The following is an 18,515-nucleotide window of genomic DNA, read 5'->3' on the forward strand; positions in this document are numbered from 1 at the left end:
CTAATTTTGCATCAATTTTAGCTAATATAGTGAACTCATTGGGCCCATATAGTGTTGATAAAGATCAAAAGAAAGGCCTAGATTCACAGCATAGTTAACGATTTTGGAATAAATCAACAGCGCGCATTTTATCGATTTCCATTACATTTTTGTTAACTTAAACACTTAAGAATGCGGGAAATTAGCTATACTGCCCTGCAATAAAAAAGATGTTCATCATGGAGTCGTCAAGCATGTCTAATTTCAGCCTACGTAATAAATTACTGCTGTTGTCGTTATTCCCTTTAATTTTTACTTTGTTCGTACTCATGACAGTTTCTTACTATGTCGAAAAAGACGCCCTTGCAGATGAAGTGACGACCTTTAGAACTAAGCTCATCGGTGAACGTAAAACACAAATAAAAGAAGCCACCGAAATTGCCGCAGGAATAGTGCAGTATCAGTTGTCTTTAAAAGAAAATGGCAATGTAAACCAAGCGCTACGTGATATCCGTTTTGGCAGTTCTGGTTACTTCTTTATTTACGACTCCCAAGGTAAAAACCTGTTCCATGCCGTCATGCCCAACCTCGAAGGGCAAAATAAAATTGATATGACAGATCCCCGCGGCACTAAAATCATTGTCGGTTTACTCGATGCAGCTAAAAAAGGGGACGGTAACTTCTCGTTCTACTTTCAAAAACCCAATACCAGTGAGCAAATTGAAAAAATAGGTTACTCCATGATGATCCCTGGCACAGACTGGATGCTAGGCACGGGAGTCTATATCGATGATATCGACACTGTCGTTGAGGATTATCGTGCGACGGTCACTGAGCAGATGATCGAAAAATCCTATGCCATTCTGTTAATTGCGCTGTTACTCGCCGCGATTACTACCGTTGTTATTCTGATCACTGCCCAACGTATGGTCGCGCCAATTAAAAATATGGCGGACAACTTAAACGATATCGCCAAAGGCGAAGGCGATTTAACTAAACGCCTCACAGTGAAAGGTGAAGATGAAATTGCACAACTAGGTCAATCCTTTAATCTGTTTGTCGATAAACTCCAAACCATCATAGGCGATGTGGCAAACGCGACGGCTAAAGTTAAAACCGCCGCCAACGCGATTCACGATCAAACCAAAGTCATGTCGAGCCAACTCATCAGTCATAACAATGAAACTGATCAAGTAGTTACCGCCATCACTGAAATGTCAGCCACCGCCAGCGAAGTGGCACAAAATACCACGCAAGTGGCAGAAGCGACCCACGCTGCCACTGGCGATGTAGCTAATGCTCAGCGCTGCGTCGATGCTTCTTTAGAAGAAATTTCGGCACTCATGGCGCAAATCAACAATGCGGCGGGCAGCATTCAATCCTTGAGCGAACAATCTAAAAAAATCAACAACGTGTTGTCAGTAATTGGCGGTATTGCTGAGCAAACTAACCTATTGGCATTAAATGCCGCCATCGAAGCGGCCCGCGCCGGAGAACAGGGCCGAGGCTTTGCCGTGGTGGCCGATGAAGTGCGTAACTTAGCGAGCCGAACGCAATCAAGCACTTTAGAAATCAATGAGATGCTAACTGAACTGCACAAGCTTGTCGCACTGGCAGTAAAAACGATGGAAGAAAGTCAGCAAAGCTGCGTGCGCTCGGTAGACTCTTCCCGTGCAATTTCTGAAAGCCTTGGTTCAGTGACATCGGCGGTCACGGCAATTAACGACATGAGCACCCAAATTGCGACGGCGGCCACGGAACAAAGCTCTGTGACCGAAGAAATCAACCGTAATGTGTTCGCCATCCAAGAGATAGTGAATGAGTTACTCCATTCCAGCGAAGATGCTGCCAGAGTCAGCCAAACCGTGTCACAGGAAGGAATTAACTTAGGTAAGCTCGTCGGTCAGTTTAAGATTTAAAATATTTTCAATGGGTTGTAAGCTAGATAAGACATAGCAACCCATTAGTTTGCTGCAAATGTAAGATAAGGCCTCAGCCTTGCTGAGGCCGATGGCAGTGGAATTGAAGGATTGTGAGATTGTGGGATTTTTTAATTTCAAAAAGTAAAACTTAAATCCCATTGCCTACGTATATAAGCCCAAATACCCAATCCAATAGAAATGGCCATGTTCTCAATATTTAAGAAAAATCCCTTAAAAAAATTAACTCAGCAATATAACGCCAAGCTTGAACAAGCTATGCATGCCCAGAGAAAAGGCGATATTAGATCCTACTCAATGCTGACCGCTGAAGCCGAGCAAATCGAAAATCAAATAAAAGTGTTAGAAACAACAAGCCATAAATAAACCTTCAAAGCAAAAACACTCAGCAGACAAACTACCAAGAGTCAGCTTGAAAACGTCCCAATCTGGCCTCTGTGATAGTGCATTGGGTCTGTTGCATCAACTCACCTAAGGTAATCGCAGGATTGTCTGTGATAAGCCGAATCAGCTTAGCGTCTAATGGTTCAAGTTTGTCCGCATGTTGCAGCAAGGCTGACTCCAACTTTTTGATAAGATAACCAAACTGGCCATCTTTAGCTGTTAACTGCTGCGCCAGCAATGGCTCACTTTGTAAATGCGCACAGCAGGATTGGATCTTGATCGCCGCGCCAACCATGCACCAATTTCTCGAACGCCGCACACGCTTAAGCTCGCAATCATATTGGGTTGCAATCGCTTGAGCTTGTTTAACCGCCTCCCGCCCAATTCGATGAATCAGCGAGGGCAGCGAGATACTAATGTCGTCGTTCATAACGCTTGGTTCATCGCCGCTCTTTTATGCCTGCATGGGTAAAAGCCCGCTCGACTTTACATTCAAATACAAAAATTCAATGCGCGGCAGTGTACTCTGCCTCACTTTATTCTAAAAGCTCCGCCCTCTGCCGGATAAGATTTGATGCAATTATGCTTTGACTCATTAACCCACATATTTTGAGTGAGTTTCGCACCAAGTTTGTAGCTTATGTTGTAAATCGCGCAACTTCTTTGGGTAATGGCTCTGCTTGGCATAAACCATATACAACTCATGTGGATAGCATTGCCATTGGGGAACGAGCAAAGTGAGTTTGTGCTGAGCGATATCCTCCTCTACCAAATAATAAGGCAGGCTAGCGATACCTGTACCACTCAAAGTAAGCAAATGCGTAGTGGCATAGTTTGAACTGCACAGTGCAGGCTCAAAAGTGAGCGTGAGACTGTCCCCCGCGAGCGGTTCAAACACCCACTGAGTTTCGCCCGAAGACAATAGACGATAATGGCGTAAATCATCAGGGTGACGAACTTCTGCGGCTGCGGGATGTGCGGGCGCAACCACTAAGACATGGCGAATTCTGCCAAGATATTTGGCGATCAGATTATCGCTGTGCGCAATGCTTGTTCTTAAGGCGAGATCAAACTTGCCAAACTCAACATCTTGAATATTCTGCTCAAAACACAGTTCGAGTTTCACTTGAGGATACGCAGCAATAAACTGAAGCAGCATAGGACTCAGCAATTTTTTGCCCAGTTCCGTTGGAGCGGTGAATTTTAAAGTCCCACAGGAGTCTTGCGTTAAATCCTGCACTAAACGTCCAGCTTCATTGGCCAGCCTCTCGATTTCGCAGGCTTTACCATATAACGCTTGCCCTGCTTCGGTCATTGATACTCGCCGCGTGGTTCGGTGGAGTAATTGACAACCCATTTCATCTTCAAGGGATTTAACATGGCGCGACACTAAGCCTTTAGATGCGCCGAGTTGTTCAGACGCAGCGCTAAAACTGTGCATTTTGGCAACCAGCATAAATGACTGCAGATGAGTGAGATTCATCAATTAAGCCTATTAACGAAACAATGTAGTGATTATATGCGCTTTTTCTATTTTATTAACCAGACTATCCTCAATTCGTATTCAATTTAGGAGCATGTCATGAAAATAGTCGTAGTGGGTGCATCAGGCACAATCGGACAAGCCATAGTCCGCTTATTTCATTCAACTCAGCATGAAGTTATTCAGGTAGGACGAACAACGGGGGATGTCCTGATAGACATTCGGGATGAACATTCACTTAAACAAGGGCTAGAAAAAATCGGTAAAGTCGATGCAATGATTTCGGCCATGGGTGACGTCGTGTTTAAACCCTTCAACGCTATGACCCAAGCAGACTGGTATACAGGGCTCCAAAGTAAGTTATTGGGGCAGATACAGTTAGTGCAAATAGGTAGCCAATACCTCAACGCTGGGGGCAGTTTTACGCTAACCAGTGGCATTATTGCCGATGTCCCAGTAAAAGATGGCATCAGTGCAGCCACAATCAATGGCGCACTTGAGCATTTTGTTACCGCCGTCGCGGGAGAATTACCTGCGCAGCAGCGAATAAACATTGTCAGCCCAACGGTATTAAGCGAGTCATTAGCGAGCTATCAGGACTATTTTCCCGGTTTTAGTGCAATCAATGCCGACATATTAGCCAAGGTTTATTTGCGCTCAGTCATGGGCAGAGAAAACGGCCGAGTGCTGAAAGCCTTTTCCAGCTGCGGCACAGTGTCCTAACAGCAGTGTCCTAACAGAACAACCTAACCTTGTAACGCAAGGCGCGTAATCAGTCACAGTTAAAGTCTTGAGCGTTGCGCTGGGATTGCCTACAATAGCGCACGCTTTTTCACTATAGACAACGACAGATCACGACCATGACCGACACAACATCATTACCTGCTTTACCGGATCGCCTTTCCGTTAACCCACGCAGCCCACACCATGTGGCAGAAATTTTCGAGCACGATATCGGTATTAAGCTCAACGGCAAAGAGCGTTTTGATGTCGAAGAATATTGCATCAGTGAAGGTTGGGTAAAAGTGCCAAGCAAATCCTTAGACCGTCGCGGCCAACCTCTTTTGCTCACAGTAAAAGGCACAGTTGAAGCCTTTTATCGTTAAGCTTTAGCGCAAAGAGCAGGATCATAAAAACGGCCAATCTAATTGGCCGTTTTTGTTTGCCCAGCAGCAAATGATACTAATTAAATACTACTTGCTGAAACTGCACCAGTGCAGTGAACGACTATTCGGAACAGCTATTTAGTCGATTTTTGGCGAAATGGATTAAATCAAATAGCATTATGCATGCCTACTTATTTGAATATCATCAAGTTTATTTGGGGATTCGCTAGAGAAAGCGTTAGAGAGAGGAGAAATAGTTGATGTCTCGGTAACTCCAATATATAAAGGTCCTTCCAGAATACCGGCAGGTATAACAGTGAATGCTCAAGGTAGTGGTGGTTTCTTTGAAAACATTACTCTTCTTAATCCTCGTGGAATGTAGATCATGACCCTATCTGTATTAAATAGCATTTTAGTTCCCCCTAACATCCCTAATGAATCAGGGATTGGTAACGTTTGGCCTTCTATAGATGAAGGTCTTAGTTTTCCCAGTGATTACATTGCGTTTATTAATCGTTATGGCACAGGAAGAATTGCTGATTTTATTGCGATATTCAATCCATTTACTACAAATTATGACCTTGATTTTTTTGAGCAGAAGAAATCAATCATTGAGGATTTCAATTACCTTAATAATGAAGACCCAGAGTATTTTAAATATAATCTCTATCCAGAAATTAATGGCCTTTTACCAATAGGCGTAACGGATAATGGTGATTGCATATTTTGGGTTGTTTCCGATCTAAAAGACAGTGAGACATGGGGCACTGCAATAATCGCATCTAGATCGCCAGATGTAGAATATTTTGATGAAAATATAACCTCTCTATTGACTGGTTTATTGTTAAGAAAAATAAGATCAGGATCATTACCTAATAGTTTCCCTCCTAAAAATGTTACCTTTGAAAAAATTTAAACAAAAAATAAATGGTCATCCGCAATAAATCATGGACCGCCACAGCCAACCACTGCTACTCACAGTCAAAGGCACAGTTGAAGCCTTTTATCGTTAAGCCTTAGCGCAAAGAGCGGGATCATAACAACGGCCAATCTGATTGGCCGTTTTTGTTTGCCTATTCGACTTCTGCGGCTAAACCATAGGCCTGGTAAATCTGTTTTACACGGCCCGATGCAGCCATATCAAGCAGCGCCCGATTAAGTTCATCGAAAATAGCAGCATGGGTAGAGTTACGGGACATACCAAAATAATGTTCGATCCGATTTGACTGACGGTAATCGGCATAGCTAAAACGATCGTAACCGAGCTGCTTGAAGGCATTCTCAATGGCGGCACGATCGAGCACCACCATAGTGTCAAAACGCCCCATGATAAACATGCGAGCCATGTTTTCATCATCGGTAGACTCAATTTTACGTAGCGCGGGATCCGTATTAAAACGCTCAAAATAAACTGTGCCCCGTTTAACCCCTACAGTAAGCTGATACAAATCCTCATAGGACTTAATCCGTCCTTCCTCGCCGGCTTTTACGAGAAACAAAATATCGCGAGTCTGAGTGCCGATAGGACCAAGAAACCGTACAAATGCCTCTCGCTCTTCGTCTCGTATCGTGCGCGGCACAATGTCGACCGTGCCTACCCGCAACTCATGAATGCTACGTGCAAAAGGACGCGCGCTCCATTCGACGCGATAACCGACCTTAGCCGCCGCTTCCTCAAGAATATCCTTTAACGGACTCGTCATAGTATTAGTTCGCTCATCAAGCACCATCTCAGGAGGACGATGCCGAAAATCGGCACGCAACACGTTAGAAAAAGTAGCCGATTGCACCTCAGCGGCGACAATGATGCCCGCGAAAAAACCACAACCAAGCACACACAAAATTGCGTAAACAGAAGGCAACGAAACAAGGATACTTTTAAAATACATAGAGATACCCGCAAATTTATATGTTGCATTTAGCATAACTCAAAAAATCGAAAACTAAAGTGCATAAAACATTAAAATAAATGGCCATCCATAATGAATCCTTAGACCGTCGCGGCCAACCTCTTTTACTCGCAGTAAAAGGCACTGTTGAAGCGTTTTATCGTTAAGAGTATGCGTACTGATAATATCGGTACGACTGTTGATGTAGTGGCTAACAAAATGTAATCACTACACTCAAAGACTCATTATTTTTGGCATAAAAATACTAGCAGCTAACGGATATGTACTTAGCAAGTTACAATGACAATACTAAACAAGGATGTAATGATGAATTCGAATCAATTAATACTTATCGGGCTGGGTTTGGCGATTATCATTTTCGTGCCGCTACTCTTACGCATTTTCACTAATCTGCTTATCCCATCTTCAAATAATAACTATCGCTACCGTAAACAAGATGCCCTATTTTCCAGTGCTGAACGCTCCTTTCTCGGGATATTAGATCAAGCTGTAGGCGAACAATTCCGAGTTCTGGGCAAAGTGCGTATCGCCGACGTTATCACCCCAGAAAAAGGCATGAACCGCAAACACTGGCAAATTGCCTTTAATAGAATTTCAGCCAAGCACTTCGATTACTTACTCTGCGACAAAAATACACTTGAAGTTATCGCCGCCATCGAACTCGACGATAAAAGCCATAAGCAAACACGTACTCAGCAACGCGACCTCCTCATCGAGCAAGCCTGCGAAAGCGCCAAACTGCCATTAATCCGCTTCGATGCCAAACGCAGCTATCAACTAGAGCTTATTCGCAGCACTATACATGCAGCCTTACCAGCAAAAACTCACGCAGCTGAAGAGTCGCCACTCATACTGACCGCGGACTAAACATAAACTAAATCCATGAACACTACACATCCTGAGTTTAAGGATGTTAAGCTTGAGTCGATTTTTTACCCTTATGCTGCTTTTTGAATTCATGTACATCATGTAAGCGAGCAGCGCTTACTCGTCTAACTGCGCTTGAGATTTAAAGCGGCCTTCCCCAAACGCACCTTTAATACTTGTCTTCACGATTGGCCTTGTGAGCAATTCCTTCAATAAAACAAAGCATAAGCTAGCTAATACTACTTAGCAGCTCATTCTACTCGGCGAGCAACACGTCAAGTAACATGATTTCACCACAGTTCAAAGTATCAGCATTATTCGGGCAATTTAAAAGCTGTGCTAAAAAATGCAAAAAGATGTGGCTTTACTGGCTTAAATTACAATTGACTCATGGAGGTAAAGCAGCTTTGACTGGCTTACCTCCATATTATTGATTATTTAGAGATATATTTAACCAAAATATCTTACTCGCCGACTATTCGCCTGTTAATGACGATTAAAAAAACCTGTTTCAATAATCTTATCCGCAAAAACTTTATGCACGGCAGTCGTTGGATGAGTGATCCCCCAAAATAGATACTTATCAGAGCCATAGTAGGCGCAATCTTTTGTTAAGCTGTGTGACAACAAATAATCCTTACTACTATCTCTATTGATATCTAAGCAAGCATCTGTGACATTAACAAAACCATACTCATTAGGATTTTGAATAATTTCATCAAAGATAGAATGAGCATCAAACAACACAAGATCTATACCTTTTGCTTGATACAACAGAGCCTGCTGTTTAATAAAGTCATTGAACTCTTCAATTTTTGATTTTATTTTCACAATGTTTTCTTGAGTAGAATACTTGAACTGTGGTGCGCGCGTAGCATCGGGCAATGTGAATAAAATAATATGCTGAGCCCCGCCTTCATCAACTAAACGTTTTAACCCATCACTTAAGTTCTGACTCACATCTTTAACCTCACGATCATAATTCATGAAATCATTAAGGCCAATTTCAAGTGTAAATAACGTATTTGCAGGCTGGTAATTTTCAGCCTTTTTTAAATAATGAAAATAGGATTGTATTTGATGACCTAAACCGGGAATAATTTTATACTCATCAATACCTGCGGCCCCGCCAACAGACCAATTATACAGAGGAATATTCTGTGATTTAGCTAAATATTCCGGCCATACAAATCCATTAGAAAAATGCCCTAAAAACCAAGAGTTAGGATTTGGAAATCGCCACTCAGAACCATTAAATAGATTTCCCGTATCAGACAAACTATCGCCAAATGCGATAATTTTGTTAATTTTATTCCCTTGGTCCGCCTTATCTTGCGTCCAGATAGTCTGATTAAATGACAATTTTTCATTAGCAGCAAAGAAGGTAATATCTGCGACTTCGTTGCTTGAAACCCCTAATGTATCGACACACCGTTGCATGATTTCATCTTGTGACGTCTCTGTATAAAACATATTTTTACCCGAAAGCTTATGTCTCCAAGCGCCTTGAATAGAATAATATTCATCACTGTCCTTTTGCTTTGCCCACCTATGTTCAGTTGCAGGATTATTATGCGTTTGATCTAATCTATACCAACAACGAATATAAGTATGACTGTGACCAGCTTCCAAATGGTTATCTGGACCATCTGTCTCATCTATCTCATCGATATCCGCAGATCTAAGCGTTTCCAATATGCTAGTTTGGCTCTCCATATCATCCCTAAACGTTTCATTAGCAGCCCAAGCAGCTGAAAAAGGTAGGGTTAATGAAAAAAATAATAAAGCCTTATTCATACATTTCCTTAACAAAAATAAAATCAACACATATAAATTGGCCATAAAATTAAAATTGAGAAACCTAGTAATTCAATAGACTAATAAGTTTTTTCACAGCCAATATCAGAATAAATATTAAGTATGGGAGAATAATGATAAAAAACTCAAAAAAATATTATAATTAGTATGTTGACACTTGAAACTGGTCCGATGAGGAAGTATAAAATATCCTTACTACGGGCAGTTATTTACATTAAGTGATTAATCTTGTTTAACACTTGTGTAGATCTGCAAGTTTAGTAAGTAAAAAGAGCAGCATCTAAAAATGCGACGCGAGAAATGATGCCTATCAGATCTTTTCCCCAGAGTAACTTGTATACAAGTTGTTATTTAAAATACGTTTTTGTGATAAAGCGCATTGATTAAACCGTATAGAGCGGGTTAATGGGTGGCATGATTTACGCGACTATAAACCACAACATCTAAAGCCAGATAATAGCTTGCTTAACCGCCGTTCTATGTGCCACTGTCCTCGCCTCATCTTTAACATAGTAATATTCTTCTAATACATCTTCATCAAGAGTATCTAATAGCTCTAAGAATGGCATTATACGTGCTTGAAACAAGTTAATTTGGGTTTCCCTAGCAAGCTTAAGTTCCGAAGCATTTAGGTTCAAGGCTCGAATAGTCTCTTCAGCCCTATTAATCTTAACGTCATCGAGACCATCTTTAGTTTTTATTTTACCACTAGGTAAAAATTGGAAGTACTCCTCTGGGTCATCAATATCTGGTTTTAAAATCAAATTTGGATCATATTGGCGTGCTATCCCTCCTTCTAAAATTTGATCTTTATAATGCCCGCAGTGAGTTGTTGAAGAGCAGCATCCAAATAAGTTGCTCCATGTAAATGTTAACCCCCTATATCTAGGCTCTCCTTTGTGGTAAAAGTGCTCAATATGACCAGAGGCTTCTCCTTGAAATGCATCTGATTCACAATACGCACAGAACTTGTCTTGAAACTTATAAATTTCTGTCCAGACTTGAGCTTTTCGTCTCTTCTTATTCATATCCTCCCATGTATGAATGGTAGGTGAAAGGGTGGTTAAACAAACAGGAGAGCTTGCTAAAGAGCGATCGAGTCTCTTCATGTACCCTTCCTTTCATTCTTCTTTAGTTGAACTCGTTCTTTCATTTCAAAGATTTTTATTTTATTCACGCAATCAAGAATAACTGGATGCTCCTCTCCAAAATGAGAGTTTAGTTTTATTAATAACAATTCTGCTTCGCTTTTTCGACCTAACAATAAGAGTTCAGCAAAATGGTCAACTTGACGAGCTTCTTCTATATCAGGTACAGAGTCAGTCCCCATGATGTTACCTAAGATATCCGCACTTCTGACCCCCTTAGTTTGAAATTTAGGCGGTACAGATTGTATGTTCCCGTATTCATCCTGGATAAATTGTCTGATACATGATTTATCCACAGTTGACAAAATTTGCGGGCTATGAGTTGTTAAAATAAATTGAATATTTGGAAACGTCTTCGTAAGAGAAATAATTATTTCCTGTTGCCACTTGGGGTGAAGATGTAATTCCACTTCATCTATCAATACTATACCCTGCCCCAACAAAGGATCCTCTAAGGAAGGATTTAACATAATCAGTCGACGAGCTATATCAGCGATAACAGAGAGTAGAACATGTTGCCCTTGAGATGTTTGGAATATATTTACGACGACCCCATCAGTTTCAACTTTTAGTTCTACTCTACCAGAACTTTTGTCCACAAATATATCCGTAAACCCTGGAATAGTTGAAATTATTGCACTTTTTACTACATCTAAATTTTTGATATGAACTTCCCTATTCAGGAAGTCAGAATAGTGCTTTTCATATTCTAATTTTGCAGTAAGGAATATATCTAAAAGATCACTATCTTCTTTATCTGCTCCCGCTACAGTTAATGCATCAAGCCTCTTTTTAGCTGTTTCTAGTAACGCCTTCAAACCGTCTCCGGCAAGGTTATTAAGCATCATAAACCATTCAGAAAAATCGCTAAAATTCCCTGTTCCATCTATAGAGTTTTCATATGCATCAAACCTAGAGCCTGTAGAAACAGAAGATATTTTTTCGGGAGCAAATGTTTTATTAGACTTAATATTAGTTCTATTTACAGAGTAGCTAACTAAAATTGGAAGATTTTGCTCCGATTTATTATGAGTTAGATTGTAATCGTTTATAATTCTATACAACCCACCTAATTCTTCTAGTGCTTCTAACTCACTGTTTTTAGAGTCCTTTGCGCCCTTCGCTGTCTTACACAGAGAAGCTATATATTCTGAATGTTCACCAATTTTAATTTGAACGTTAACCTCAGAATATGTCCGTGAACTAATATTAACATCGAGATCAGTGACGAGTTTTCCTCGACCACCTTTTTTAACAATATTACTAGCAACCCAACTAATAGCTTTTGATATTCCATCAATTATTGTTGTTTTACCAGAGCCATTGTCACCAATGATTACGGTTAACTTATTATCAAATTTAACTTTTAAATGTTTAAATTTCCTAAAGTCAGAAAATGTTAAATTTGCTAAATGAACTTTATTATCTACAGACCTACTATTACCAAGTGAGGATGACTTATTAATCTCACGCTCACACTCTAACAAATATTTACTAGCTAATTCCGGATTATTTTCGATTATATAATCTAAACTCCCATCAGCACTCTTTTCACTGACTCCATTCTCAAACAATAAATATAACTTATAACCAGCTGAGACATCGCCCTTATTAAATCTTCTTTCCAAATCAGTAATATCTTTCTTACTTTTATTAACTTTATTATCTCTGACTTCTTTAGCTTCTTTAGCTTCTTTAGCTTCTTTGTTCATTTTTCGCCTCGAAAATTTCTTTCATCACAGAGTTTGAATATTTTTTACTTAATGAATCTAAAAAAAGTGGCTCTACATGTTTTGCAAATGACAGAAGGCCTTGTAAATGCTTTATCTCGTCATCATCCAATTTTTTAAGCTTAAATTGGTGAACTTTATGTTTGATATACCTTTTACGCTCACGTCCGAGAGATAAAGTTCCATTATTAGTGATAGTTATACCCGTAACATGACGATTATGAGCTTTTGAAGAAAATGCAGTCTTACTTTGATTAATTGAAAAATCGCCAGAGAAATGCTCTTGTAGTAAATGTTCGACTTTTGAGGGAAGCGAGAACAGAATATCTTTCGAATTAGTAGAGAAAGTTAAATCGTCGGCATACCTGGTATAAGAAATTCTTTCCCCTTTACAGTATTTAGTAAGAGCTTCATCAAAATAGAACATGCAAAAATTAGATACCAGAGGTGAAGTTGGAGCCCCAACACTGAGTACTAACCTGCCTTTTAAATTCCAAAAAAGTAGCTTTTCAATCCATATTTGATCTGTTTTACAAGGTAAATCACCTGCTTTTGAACAAACATTCCAAAATAATGATGGTGTAATACTATTAAAAAAATTTTCTAAATCAAGCTTTAATAAGTAAGAGTGCTTTCGATGAGCTAAAGCATTATCTTTAATACTTTTTCCTCTTCTGTATGCCGTTGCACTATCGTGCACTGGTAGGGGTAAAAGTGACTCAAACTGTCGTTGATATTCTTTTAATTCTTTGGAAGGCTGCGCTATAACCCGAAAACCATGCTTTCGCTTTGGAATACGGTAAACCTTATACCGCTCTGGAGCTGAGTATAAAAAGCTCTCAACCTCACTCCTAGAGCTTCCAAGTTCTTGCGCTAATCGTTCAGTGAATGTCATCTTATCCTCATAAAAAAGCCCAAGGTAAAAAACCCTTGGGCTTAACTCTTTACTATAAGGTATGCGAGGTCTACGCATCCCAAAGGAGGAACGAGTTTGGGATGCGTAGACCTCGCATCGAAAACCGTTCAATAAATTTGAGTCTGGCTAATCACCCGACTAGACGAAATACGTCTTAAGCTAAAGAGCATTTTAATTTTACTTCAACCAATTTGGATACACAACCTACCTTTATCGGGTCAATTTAATGCAGAGTAGATAGAAGTAACACAAGGAGAGAAAAATATATTCAGCTTTTATGAAAAAAAGTTAGCCTCGCTAAACATTATTTGCTAAAAGACAGGACTGGCATAACTCTCCCCTCAACTGTTACACCAGATCAGGCATTGTTACACCAGTGACCTTCTAAAACATGGATGTTTTAGTAGAGCTTACAGGGATGTATTTACAGCGAGTCACTGGTGTAACAGTGCGAGAGCCTGCGGCAGGCAATTAGCAGCACTGTGCTATCCGCAACTTAAAAATGGATTAGCGCCTTATGACAATCCGCAACAAGATTTTAGGTAATAAAAAAGCGAACCGCTAAAGGTTCGCTTTCATCAAACGTTAGAACTGAATAACGTAACTATTCAGCCCTTATTCGTAGTCTTCCATCGGTGCGCATGAGCACATCAAGTTACGGTCACCGTAAACGTCATCAATACGATTAACTGTTGGCCAGAACTTGTTAGTACGCACTGCTGCACTTGGGAACACGGCCACTTCGCGGCTGTATGGACGCGTATCGAACTCTGGGTCCATGATATCGGCCATAGTGTGCGGTGCGTTGTGCAGCGGGTTGTTGTCCGCTGGCCATTCACCCGATTCCACTTTGGCGATTTCGGCACGGATTGACACCATAGCGTCGATGAAACGATCGAGTTCCACCTTAGACTCAGATTCGGTTGGCTCAATCATCAGGGTGCCCGCAACCGGGAAACTCATGGTTGGCGCGTGGAAACCGTAGTCATTCAGACGCTTAGCGATATCCATCTCGGTCACGCCTGAAGCTTCTTTCAGTGGGCGTAGGTCGATAATACATTCGTGCGCGACGCGATCGTTACGGCCACGGAACAATACTGGGTAGTGTTCAGACAACTTCTTCATCACGTAGTTAGCGTTTAACAGCGCAGTTTGGGTCGACTTTTTCAGACCCTTTGAACCAAGCAGCTTAATGTACATCCAGCTGATCGGCAGAATGCCAGCGCTACCGTAAGGTGCAGCTGAGACGGCGCCGTTGTTGTCGCTCACGCGGCCCGGTTTAACCACAACGTGACCGGCAACGAATGGGGCTAAGTGTGATTTCACGCCGATTGGGCCCATACCTGGACCACCGCCGCCGTGTGGAATCGCGAAGGTTTTGTGTAGGTTAAGGTGTGATACGTCGGCACCGATAAAGCCAGGTGAGGTTAAGCCAACTTGAGCGTTCATGTTGGCGCCATCTAAGTACACTTGACCACCGTGCTGATGCACAATGTTGCAGATTTCGCGGATAGATTCTTCATACACACCGTGGGTCGATGGGTAAGTGATCATGATGCAAGACAGGTTTTCAGCCACTTCGGCAGCTTTAGTCTTCAGATCTTCTAAATCGACGTTACCTTGCTTATCACACGCAGTCACTACCACTTGCATACCGGCTAATTGTGCCGATGCAGGGTTAGTACCGTGGGCAGATTGCGGGATCAAACAGATGTTTCTGTGCGCATCGCCACGTGACTCATGGTATTTCTTGATAGCTAACAAGCCAGCGTATTCACCTTGAGCGCCAGAGTTAGGTTGGATGCACACCGCATCGTAGCCTGTAATGTTCACTAACCAAGTCGACAACTCTTCAATCAACTGAGTAAAGCCTTTAGCTTGATCCAGTGGGCTGAATGGGTGCATGTTGGCAAATTCTGGCCAGCTCACAGGGAGCATTTCAACCGCTGCGTTTAACTTCATGGTGCAAGAGCCCAGTGAAATCATTGAGTAGTTAAGAGCTAAGTCTTTGCTTTCGAGACGTTTGATATAACGCATCATCTCGGTTTCGCTTTGATAGCGATTGAAGGTTGGGTGGCTTAAAATCGCATCTTGGCGCACGAGTGCCGCCGGAATCGATTGGCTACCTTGGCTAACTATTTGCGCGTCTAACGCGGCAACATCTAAACCATGGCCGGCACCTAAGATCACATCGAACAAGGCTTCGATATCTGTGCGCAACGTGGTTTCGTCTAAGCTCACGCCCACAATACCATCGGCATCGAAACGTAGATTCATTTCAGCAGCCAGTGCGCGTGCATTGACGGCAGCAACATCTAAGCCTTTGATGCTAACAGTATCAAACCAAGTGCTGTTGACTAAACTCACACCCTTCGCTTTTAAGCCTGCCGCTAAAATGTCGGCGAAACGGTGAATGCGTGATGCGATAGTTTTCAGGCCATCTGGGCCGTGGAATACGGCGTAGAAAGACGCCATGTTCGCTAGCAGAATTTGTGCAGTACAAATGTTTGAGTTGGCTTTTTCGCGACGGATATGTTGCTCACGAGTTTGCATTGCCATACGCAGTGCGCGGTTACCACGGGCGTCTTTTGACACACCAATGATACGGCCAGGCATAGAACGTTTGTGCTCGTCACGGGCAACGAAGAAGGCCGCGTGTGGGCCACCAAAGCCCATTGGCACGCCAAAACGCTGCGCACTACCGAATACCACATCGGCGCCCATAGCGCCCGGTGATTTCAGTAATACCAAAGACATAATGTCGGCAGCGACAGTCACAACCACATTCTTCGCACGCAGAGTTGCGAATAATTCGCTGAAGTCAGTAACTTGGCCAAAACGGTTTGAATATTGGAACAAAGCACCAAACAGCTCATGGTTAACGGCCTCAGATGCTGGGCCAACCACCACTTCAAAACCAAAACACTCAGCGCGGGTTTTCACTACGTCTAAGGTTTGCGGGAACACATCATCGGCAACGAAGAAGATATTGGCTTTTTTCGCTTTAGAAACGCGCTTGGCCAGCGCCATCGCTTCGGCAGCAGCAGTTGCTTCATCTAACAAAGAAGCAGAAGCCAAATCTAAACCCGTTAAGTCCATCGACACTTGTTGGAAGTTTAGAATGGCTTCTAAACGGCCTTGGGCGATTTCTGGCTGATATGGCGTATAAGCCGTGTACCAACCTGGGTTTTCAAATACGTTACGCAGGATCACGTTTGGCACTTGAGTGCCGTAGTAACCCATACCTATGTAGCTCTTAAATACTTGGTTTTGGTCCGCTAAACCACGAATGTAGGCAATGCCTTCGGCTTCGCCGCAGGAATCACCAATGCTCAGGTCTTGGCTTAAACGGATCGACTCAGGCACGATTTGCGCAGTCAGATCGTCCAGAGACTCAGCACCAACATAGTTCAGCATAGCTTGCTGTTGGCTGCTATCTGGGCCGATATGACGACGTAGGAATAAATCGTGCTGTTCTAACTGAGTGAGGGTTTGCTTGGTCATGATAAACCTTGTTCCAGATTTGCCGAAATTCAGAACTGTAGGGTACTGATTAACGGACTGTTGTTATGTCAATCTTGCGCTAAAACAAACGAAGCCCCTTAGGGCTTCGTTAGCGTCGACGATTATTCTTCGTCGATAACAGCTTGGTAGCCTTCAGCATCCAGCAGAGCGTCGACTTCTGATTCGTCAGAAGGCATTACGCGGAAGAACCAGCCTTCGCCGTAAGCACTGCTGTTAACGAGTTCTGGCGAATCTTCCAGCGCTTCGTTCACGGCAATCACTTCGCCAGAAATGGGGGCATAAATGTCAGACGCCGCTTTTACTGATTCAGCTACAGCACAGTCTTCACCCGCAGTCACAGTGTCGCCAACTTCTGGGAGTTCAACGAAAACCATGTCACCTAACAGCTCTTGGGCGTGCTCAGTGATACCTACTGTGTAGCTACCGTCTTCTTCCTTGCGGATCCATTCGTGTGAAGAGGCGTATTTCAGTTCTGTCGGAATATTGCTCATTGTTCTTGTTCCTTGTTCCGTTTTTTTAAAATGCTTGTTTACCGTTGCGCACAAAGTTTGGCGCCACTACTCTAACAGCCACACGTTTTTTACGCATTTCGACTTCCGCAGTATCCCCAATCGAGCTAGGAACACGTGCCATCGCAATAGAATAGCCCAATGTTGGCGAGAAAGTCCCGCTGGTGATCACGCCTTGTTGCTCTACACCGGCTGCGTCAGTGAAAAATACTGGCATATCATGGCGTAACACGCCTTTTTCTTCCATCACTAGACCAACAAGTTTGCTGGTTCCGGCATCGCGAAGTGTTTCGAGGGCTTTACGGCCGATGAAGTCACGGTCGTTTGGTTCCCATGCAATAGTCCAGCCCATGTTGGCGGCTAATGGGTTGATGGTTTCGTCCATGTCTAAGCCGTAAAGGTTCATACCGGCTTCGAGACGCAGCGTGTCACGGGCACCGAGACCACAAGGTTTAACCCCTTGATCTAACAATGCTTGCCACAAGGCTTGGGCTTCATCTTCTGGGACGATAATTTCGTAGCCCGCTTCGCCTGTGTAACCCGTAGTCGCAATAAACAGTGAGCCAGCTTGCTTACCGAAGAAAGGTTTCATGCCTTCGATGGCGGCGTTTTGCTCGGCACTGAACACGGCAGCGGCTTTCGCTTTTGCGTTTGGACCTTGAACGGCGATCATCGCCAGCTCAGGACGCTCAGTCACAGTGACATCAAAACCTTGGGATTGCTTGGCGATCCAAGCGAGATCTTTTTCGCGGGTCGCTGAGTTCACTACCACGCGGTAGTTTGTGTCAGTGAGGTAATAAGTGATGAGGTCGTCGATGATACCGGCATTGTCATCTAACATGCCGCTGTATAAGGCTTTACCTGGCACTTTAAGTCTAGCCACATCGTTCGCCAGCAACTTACGTAGAAATGCACCAGCGTCGCTACCTATCACATCAACCACAGTCATGTGGGATACGTCGAACATACCCGCGTCTTGACGCACAGCGTTGTGTTCTTCGATTTGTGAACCATAGTTGAGGGGCATATCCCAACCGTGGAAGTCGACCATCTTAGCGTTTGATTCTAAGTGCTTGTTAAACAGAATAGTTTTGTTAGCCATTGTTATCCCTTTTTGCGGCCTTTTTCAGGTCTCTGCCTAGTGTAGGGTGTAGATACTAGGGTCTAAAATGCGGCGAAATTATACCTTGCGTCACAAAT

General features: G+C 42.7%; 16 protein-coding genes and 1 pseudogene. 7 read left to right on the plus strand and 10 right to left on the minus strand.

Annotated features, from left to right (window positions below):
• The first annotated feature begins 233 nt into the window (after positions 1 to 233).
• Both ACHA99_RS19140 and ACHA99_RS19145 read left to right on the plus strand, forming a co-directional pair.
• Positions 234 to 1,898 carry a methyl-accepting chemotaxis protein gene (locus ACHA99_RS19140; protein WP_393944426.1) on the plus strand — a complete coding sequence of 555 codons (1,665 nt, stop codon included), beginning with the start codon at positions 234 to 236 and terminating at the stop codon, positions 1,896 to 1,898.
• A gap of 207 nt (positions 1,899 to 2,105) precedes the next feature.
• A complete protein-coding gene (locus ACHA99_RS19145) occupies positions 2,106 to 2,285 on the plus strand; it encodes a DUF6435 family protein (RefSeq protein WP_028759324.1) in 180 nt (59 codons plus the stop codon).
• A 31-nt stretch (positions 2,286 to 2,316) separates the two neighbouring features.
• Here the strand turns inward: ACHA99_RS19145 and ACHA99_RS19150 are convergent, their stop codons facing one another.
• Together ACHA99_RS19150 and ACHA99_RS19155 are read right to left on the minus strand one after the other, a co-directional pair.
• The gene (locus ACHA99_RS19150) at positions 2,317 to 2,733 is read right to left on the minus strand and encodes a ribosome recycling factor family protein (RefSeq protein WP_393944428.1); all 417 of its coding nucleotides are present in this window, start codon (positions 2,731 to 2,733) and stop codon (positions 2,317 to 2,319) included.
• A 165-nt stretch (positions 2,734 to 2,898) separates the two neighbouring features.
• Positions 2,899 to 3,786 carry a LysR family transcriptional regulator gene (locus ACHA99_RS19155; RefSeq protein WP_393944430.1) on the minus strand — a complete coding sequence of 296 codons (888 nt, stop codon included), beginning with the start codon at positions 3,784 to 3,786 and terminating at the stop codon, positions 2,899 to 2,901.
• A gap of 99 nt (positions 3,787 to 3,885) precedes the next feature.
• Here ACHA99_RS19155 and ACHA99_RS19160 point away from each other — a divergent pair, with 99 nt between their 5' ends.
• The 3 genes from ACHA99_RS19160 (at position 3,886) to ACHA99_RS19170 (ending at position 5,808) form a co-directional block, all read left to right on the plus strand.
• Entirely contained in the window at positions 3,886 to 4,509 is a 624-nt protein-coding gene (locus ACHA99_RS19160; protein ID WP_393944432.1) for a short chain dehydrogenase, read from the plus strand.
• Positions 4,510 to 4,646: 137 nt separating this feature from the next.
• Positions 4,647 to 4,892 carry a DUF3297 family protein gene (locus ACHA99_RS19165; RefSeq protein ID WP_006080205.1) on the plus strand — a complete coding sequence of 82 codons (246 nt, stop codon included), beginning with the start codon at positions 4,647 to 4,649 and terminating at the stop codon, positions 4,890 to 4,892.
• A 385-nt stretch (positions 4,893 to 5,277) separates the two neighbouring features.
• A complete protein-coding gene (locus tag ACHA99_RS19170; protein WP_131523769.1) occupies positions 5,278 to 5,808 on the plus strand; it encodes an SMI1/KNR4 family protein in 531 nt (176 codons plus the stop codon).
• Positions 5,809 to 5,965: 157 nt separating this feature from the next.
• Here the strand turns inward: ACHA99_RS19170 and ACHA99_RS19175 are convergent, their stop codons facing one another.
• Complete coding sequence (locus tag ACHA99_RS19175; protein ID WP_251073360.1) at positions 5,966 to 6,781, minus strand: ABC transporter substrate-binding protein; 816 nt, start codon at positions 6,779 to 6,781, stop codon at positions 5,966 to 5,968.
• Positions 6,782 to 6,867: 86 nt separating this feature from the next.
• Between ACHA99_RS19175 and ACHA99_RS19180 the strand changes: the two are divergent.
• Together ACHA99_RS19180 and ACHA99_RS19185 are read left to right on the plus strand one after the other, a co-directional pair.
• Positions 6,868 to 6,948, plus strand: a pseudogene (locus ACHA99_RS19180) (DUF3297 domain-containing protein); the annotation flags it as partial.
• A 160-nt stretch (positions 6,949 to 7,108) separates the two neighbouring features.
• The gene (locus ACHA99_RS19185; RefSeq protein WP_393944436.1) at positions 7,109 to 7,669 is read left to right on the plus strand and encodes a DUF2726 domain-containing protein; all 561 of its coding nucleotides are present in this window, start codon (positions 7,109 to 7,111) and stop codon (positions 7,667 to 7,669) included.
• A gap of 486 nt (positions 7,670 to 8,155) precedes the next feature.
• On the opposite strand, the gene ACHA99_RS19190 is transcribed toward ACHA99_RS19185, so the two are convergent.
• The 7 genes from ACHA99_RS19190 to gcvT form a co-directional block, all read right to left on the minus strand.
• Positions 8,156 to 9,466 carry an SGNH/GDSL hydrolase family protein gene (locus ACHA99_RS19190; RefSeq protein WP_393944438.1) on the minus strand — a complete coding sequence of 437 codons (1,311 nt, stop codon included), beginning with the start codon at positions 9,464 to 9,466 and terminating at the stop codon, positions 8,156 to 8,158.
• A 464-nt stretch (positions 9,467 to 9,930) separates the two neighbouring features.
• Positions 9,931 to 10,596, minus strand: coding sequence for a retron Ec78 anti-phage system effector HNH endonuclease PtuB (gene ptuB / locus ACHA99_RS19195; RefSeq protein WP_263222709.1), 666 nt, complete (start codon positions 10,594 to 10,596; stop codon positions 9,931 to 9,933).
• On the minus strand, positions 10,593 to 12,347 hold the full coding sequence (gene ptuA, locus ACHA99_RS19200; protein WP_330148066.1) for a retron Ec78 anti-phage system effector ATPase PtuA: 1,755 nt from the start codon (positions 12,345 to 12,347) through the stop codon (positions 10,593 to 10,595). The genes ptuB and ptuA overlap by 4 nt, the downstream gene beginning before the upstream one ends.
• The gene (locus ACHA99_RS19205; protein WP_263222705.1) at positions 12,331 to 13,260 is read right to left on the minus strand and encodes a retron St85 family RNA-directed DNA polymerase; all 930 of its coding nucleotides are present in this window, start codon (positions 13,258 to 13,260) and stop codon (positions 12,331 to 12,333) included. The genes ptuA and ACHA99_RS19205 overlap by 17 nt, the downstream gene beginning before the upstream one ends.
• 636 nt (positions 13,261 to 13,896) lie before the next feature.
• On the minus strand, positions 13,897 to 16,785 hold the full coding sequence (gene gcvP / locus ACHA99_RS19210) for an aminomethyl-transferring glycine dehydrogenase (protein ID WP_393944441.1): 2,889 nt from the start codon (positions 16,783 to 16,785) through the stop codon (positions 13,897 to 13,899).
• Between the two features lie 122 nt (positions 16,786 to 16,907).
• Positions 16,908 to 17,297: a glycine cleavage system protein GcvH gene (gene gcvH / locus ACHA99_RS19215; RefSeq protein ID WP_011845766.1), complete on the minus strand. Its 390-nt coding sequence runs from the start codon at positions 17,295 to 17,297 to the stop codon at positions 16,908 to 16,910.
• A gap of 25 nt (positions 17,298 to 17,322) precedes the next feature.
• On the minus strand, positions 17,323 to 18,417 hold the full coding sequence (gcvT, locus tag ACHA99_RS19220; RefSeq protein WP_263163559.1) for a glycine cleavage system aminomethyltransferase GcvT: 1,095 nt from the start codon (positions 18,415 to 18,417) through the stop codon (positions 17,323 to 17,325).
• Between the last annotated feature and the right edge of the window lie 98 nt (positions 18,418 to 18,515).

This window comes from Shewanella sp. S23-S33 (assembly GCF_043359565.1).
GTDB classification, from domain to species: domain Bacteria; phylum Pseudomonadota; class Gammaproteobacteria; order Enterobacterales; family Shewanellaceae; genus Shewanella; species Shewanella oncorhynchi.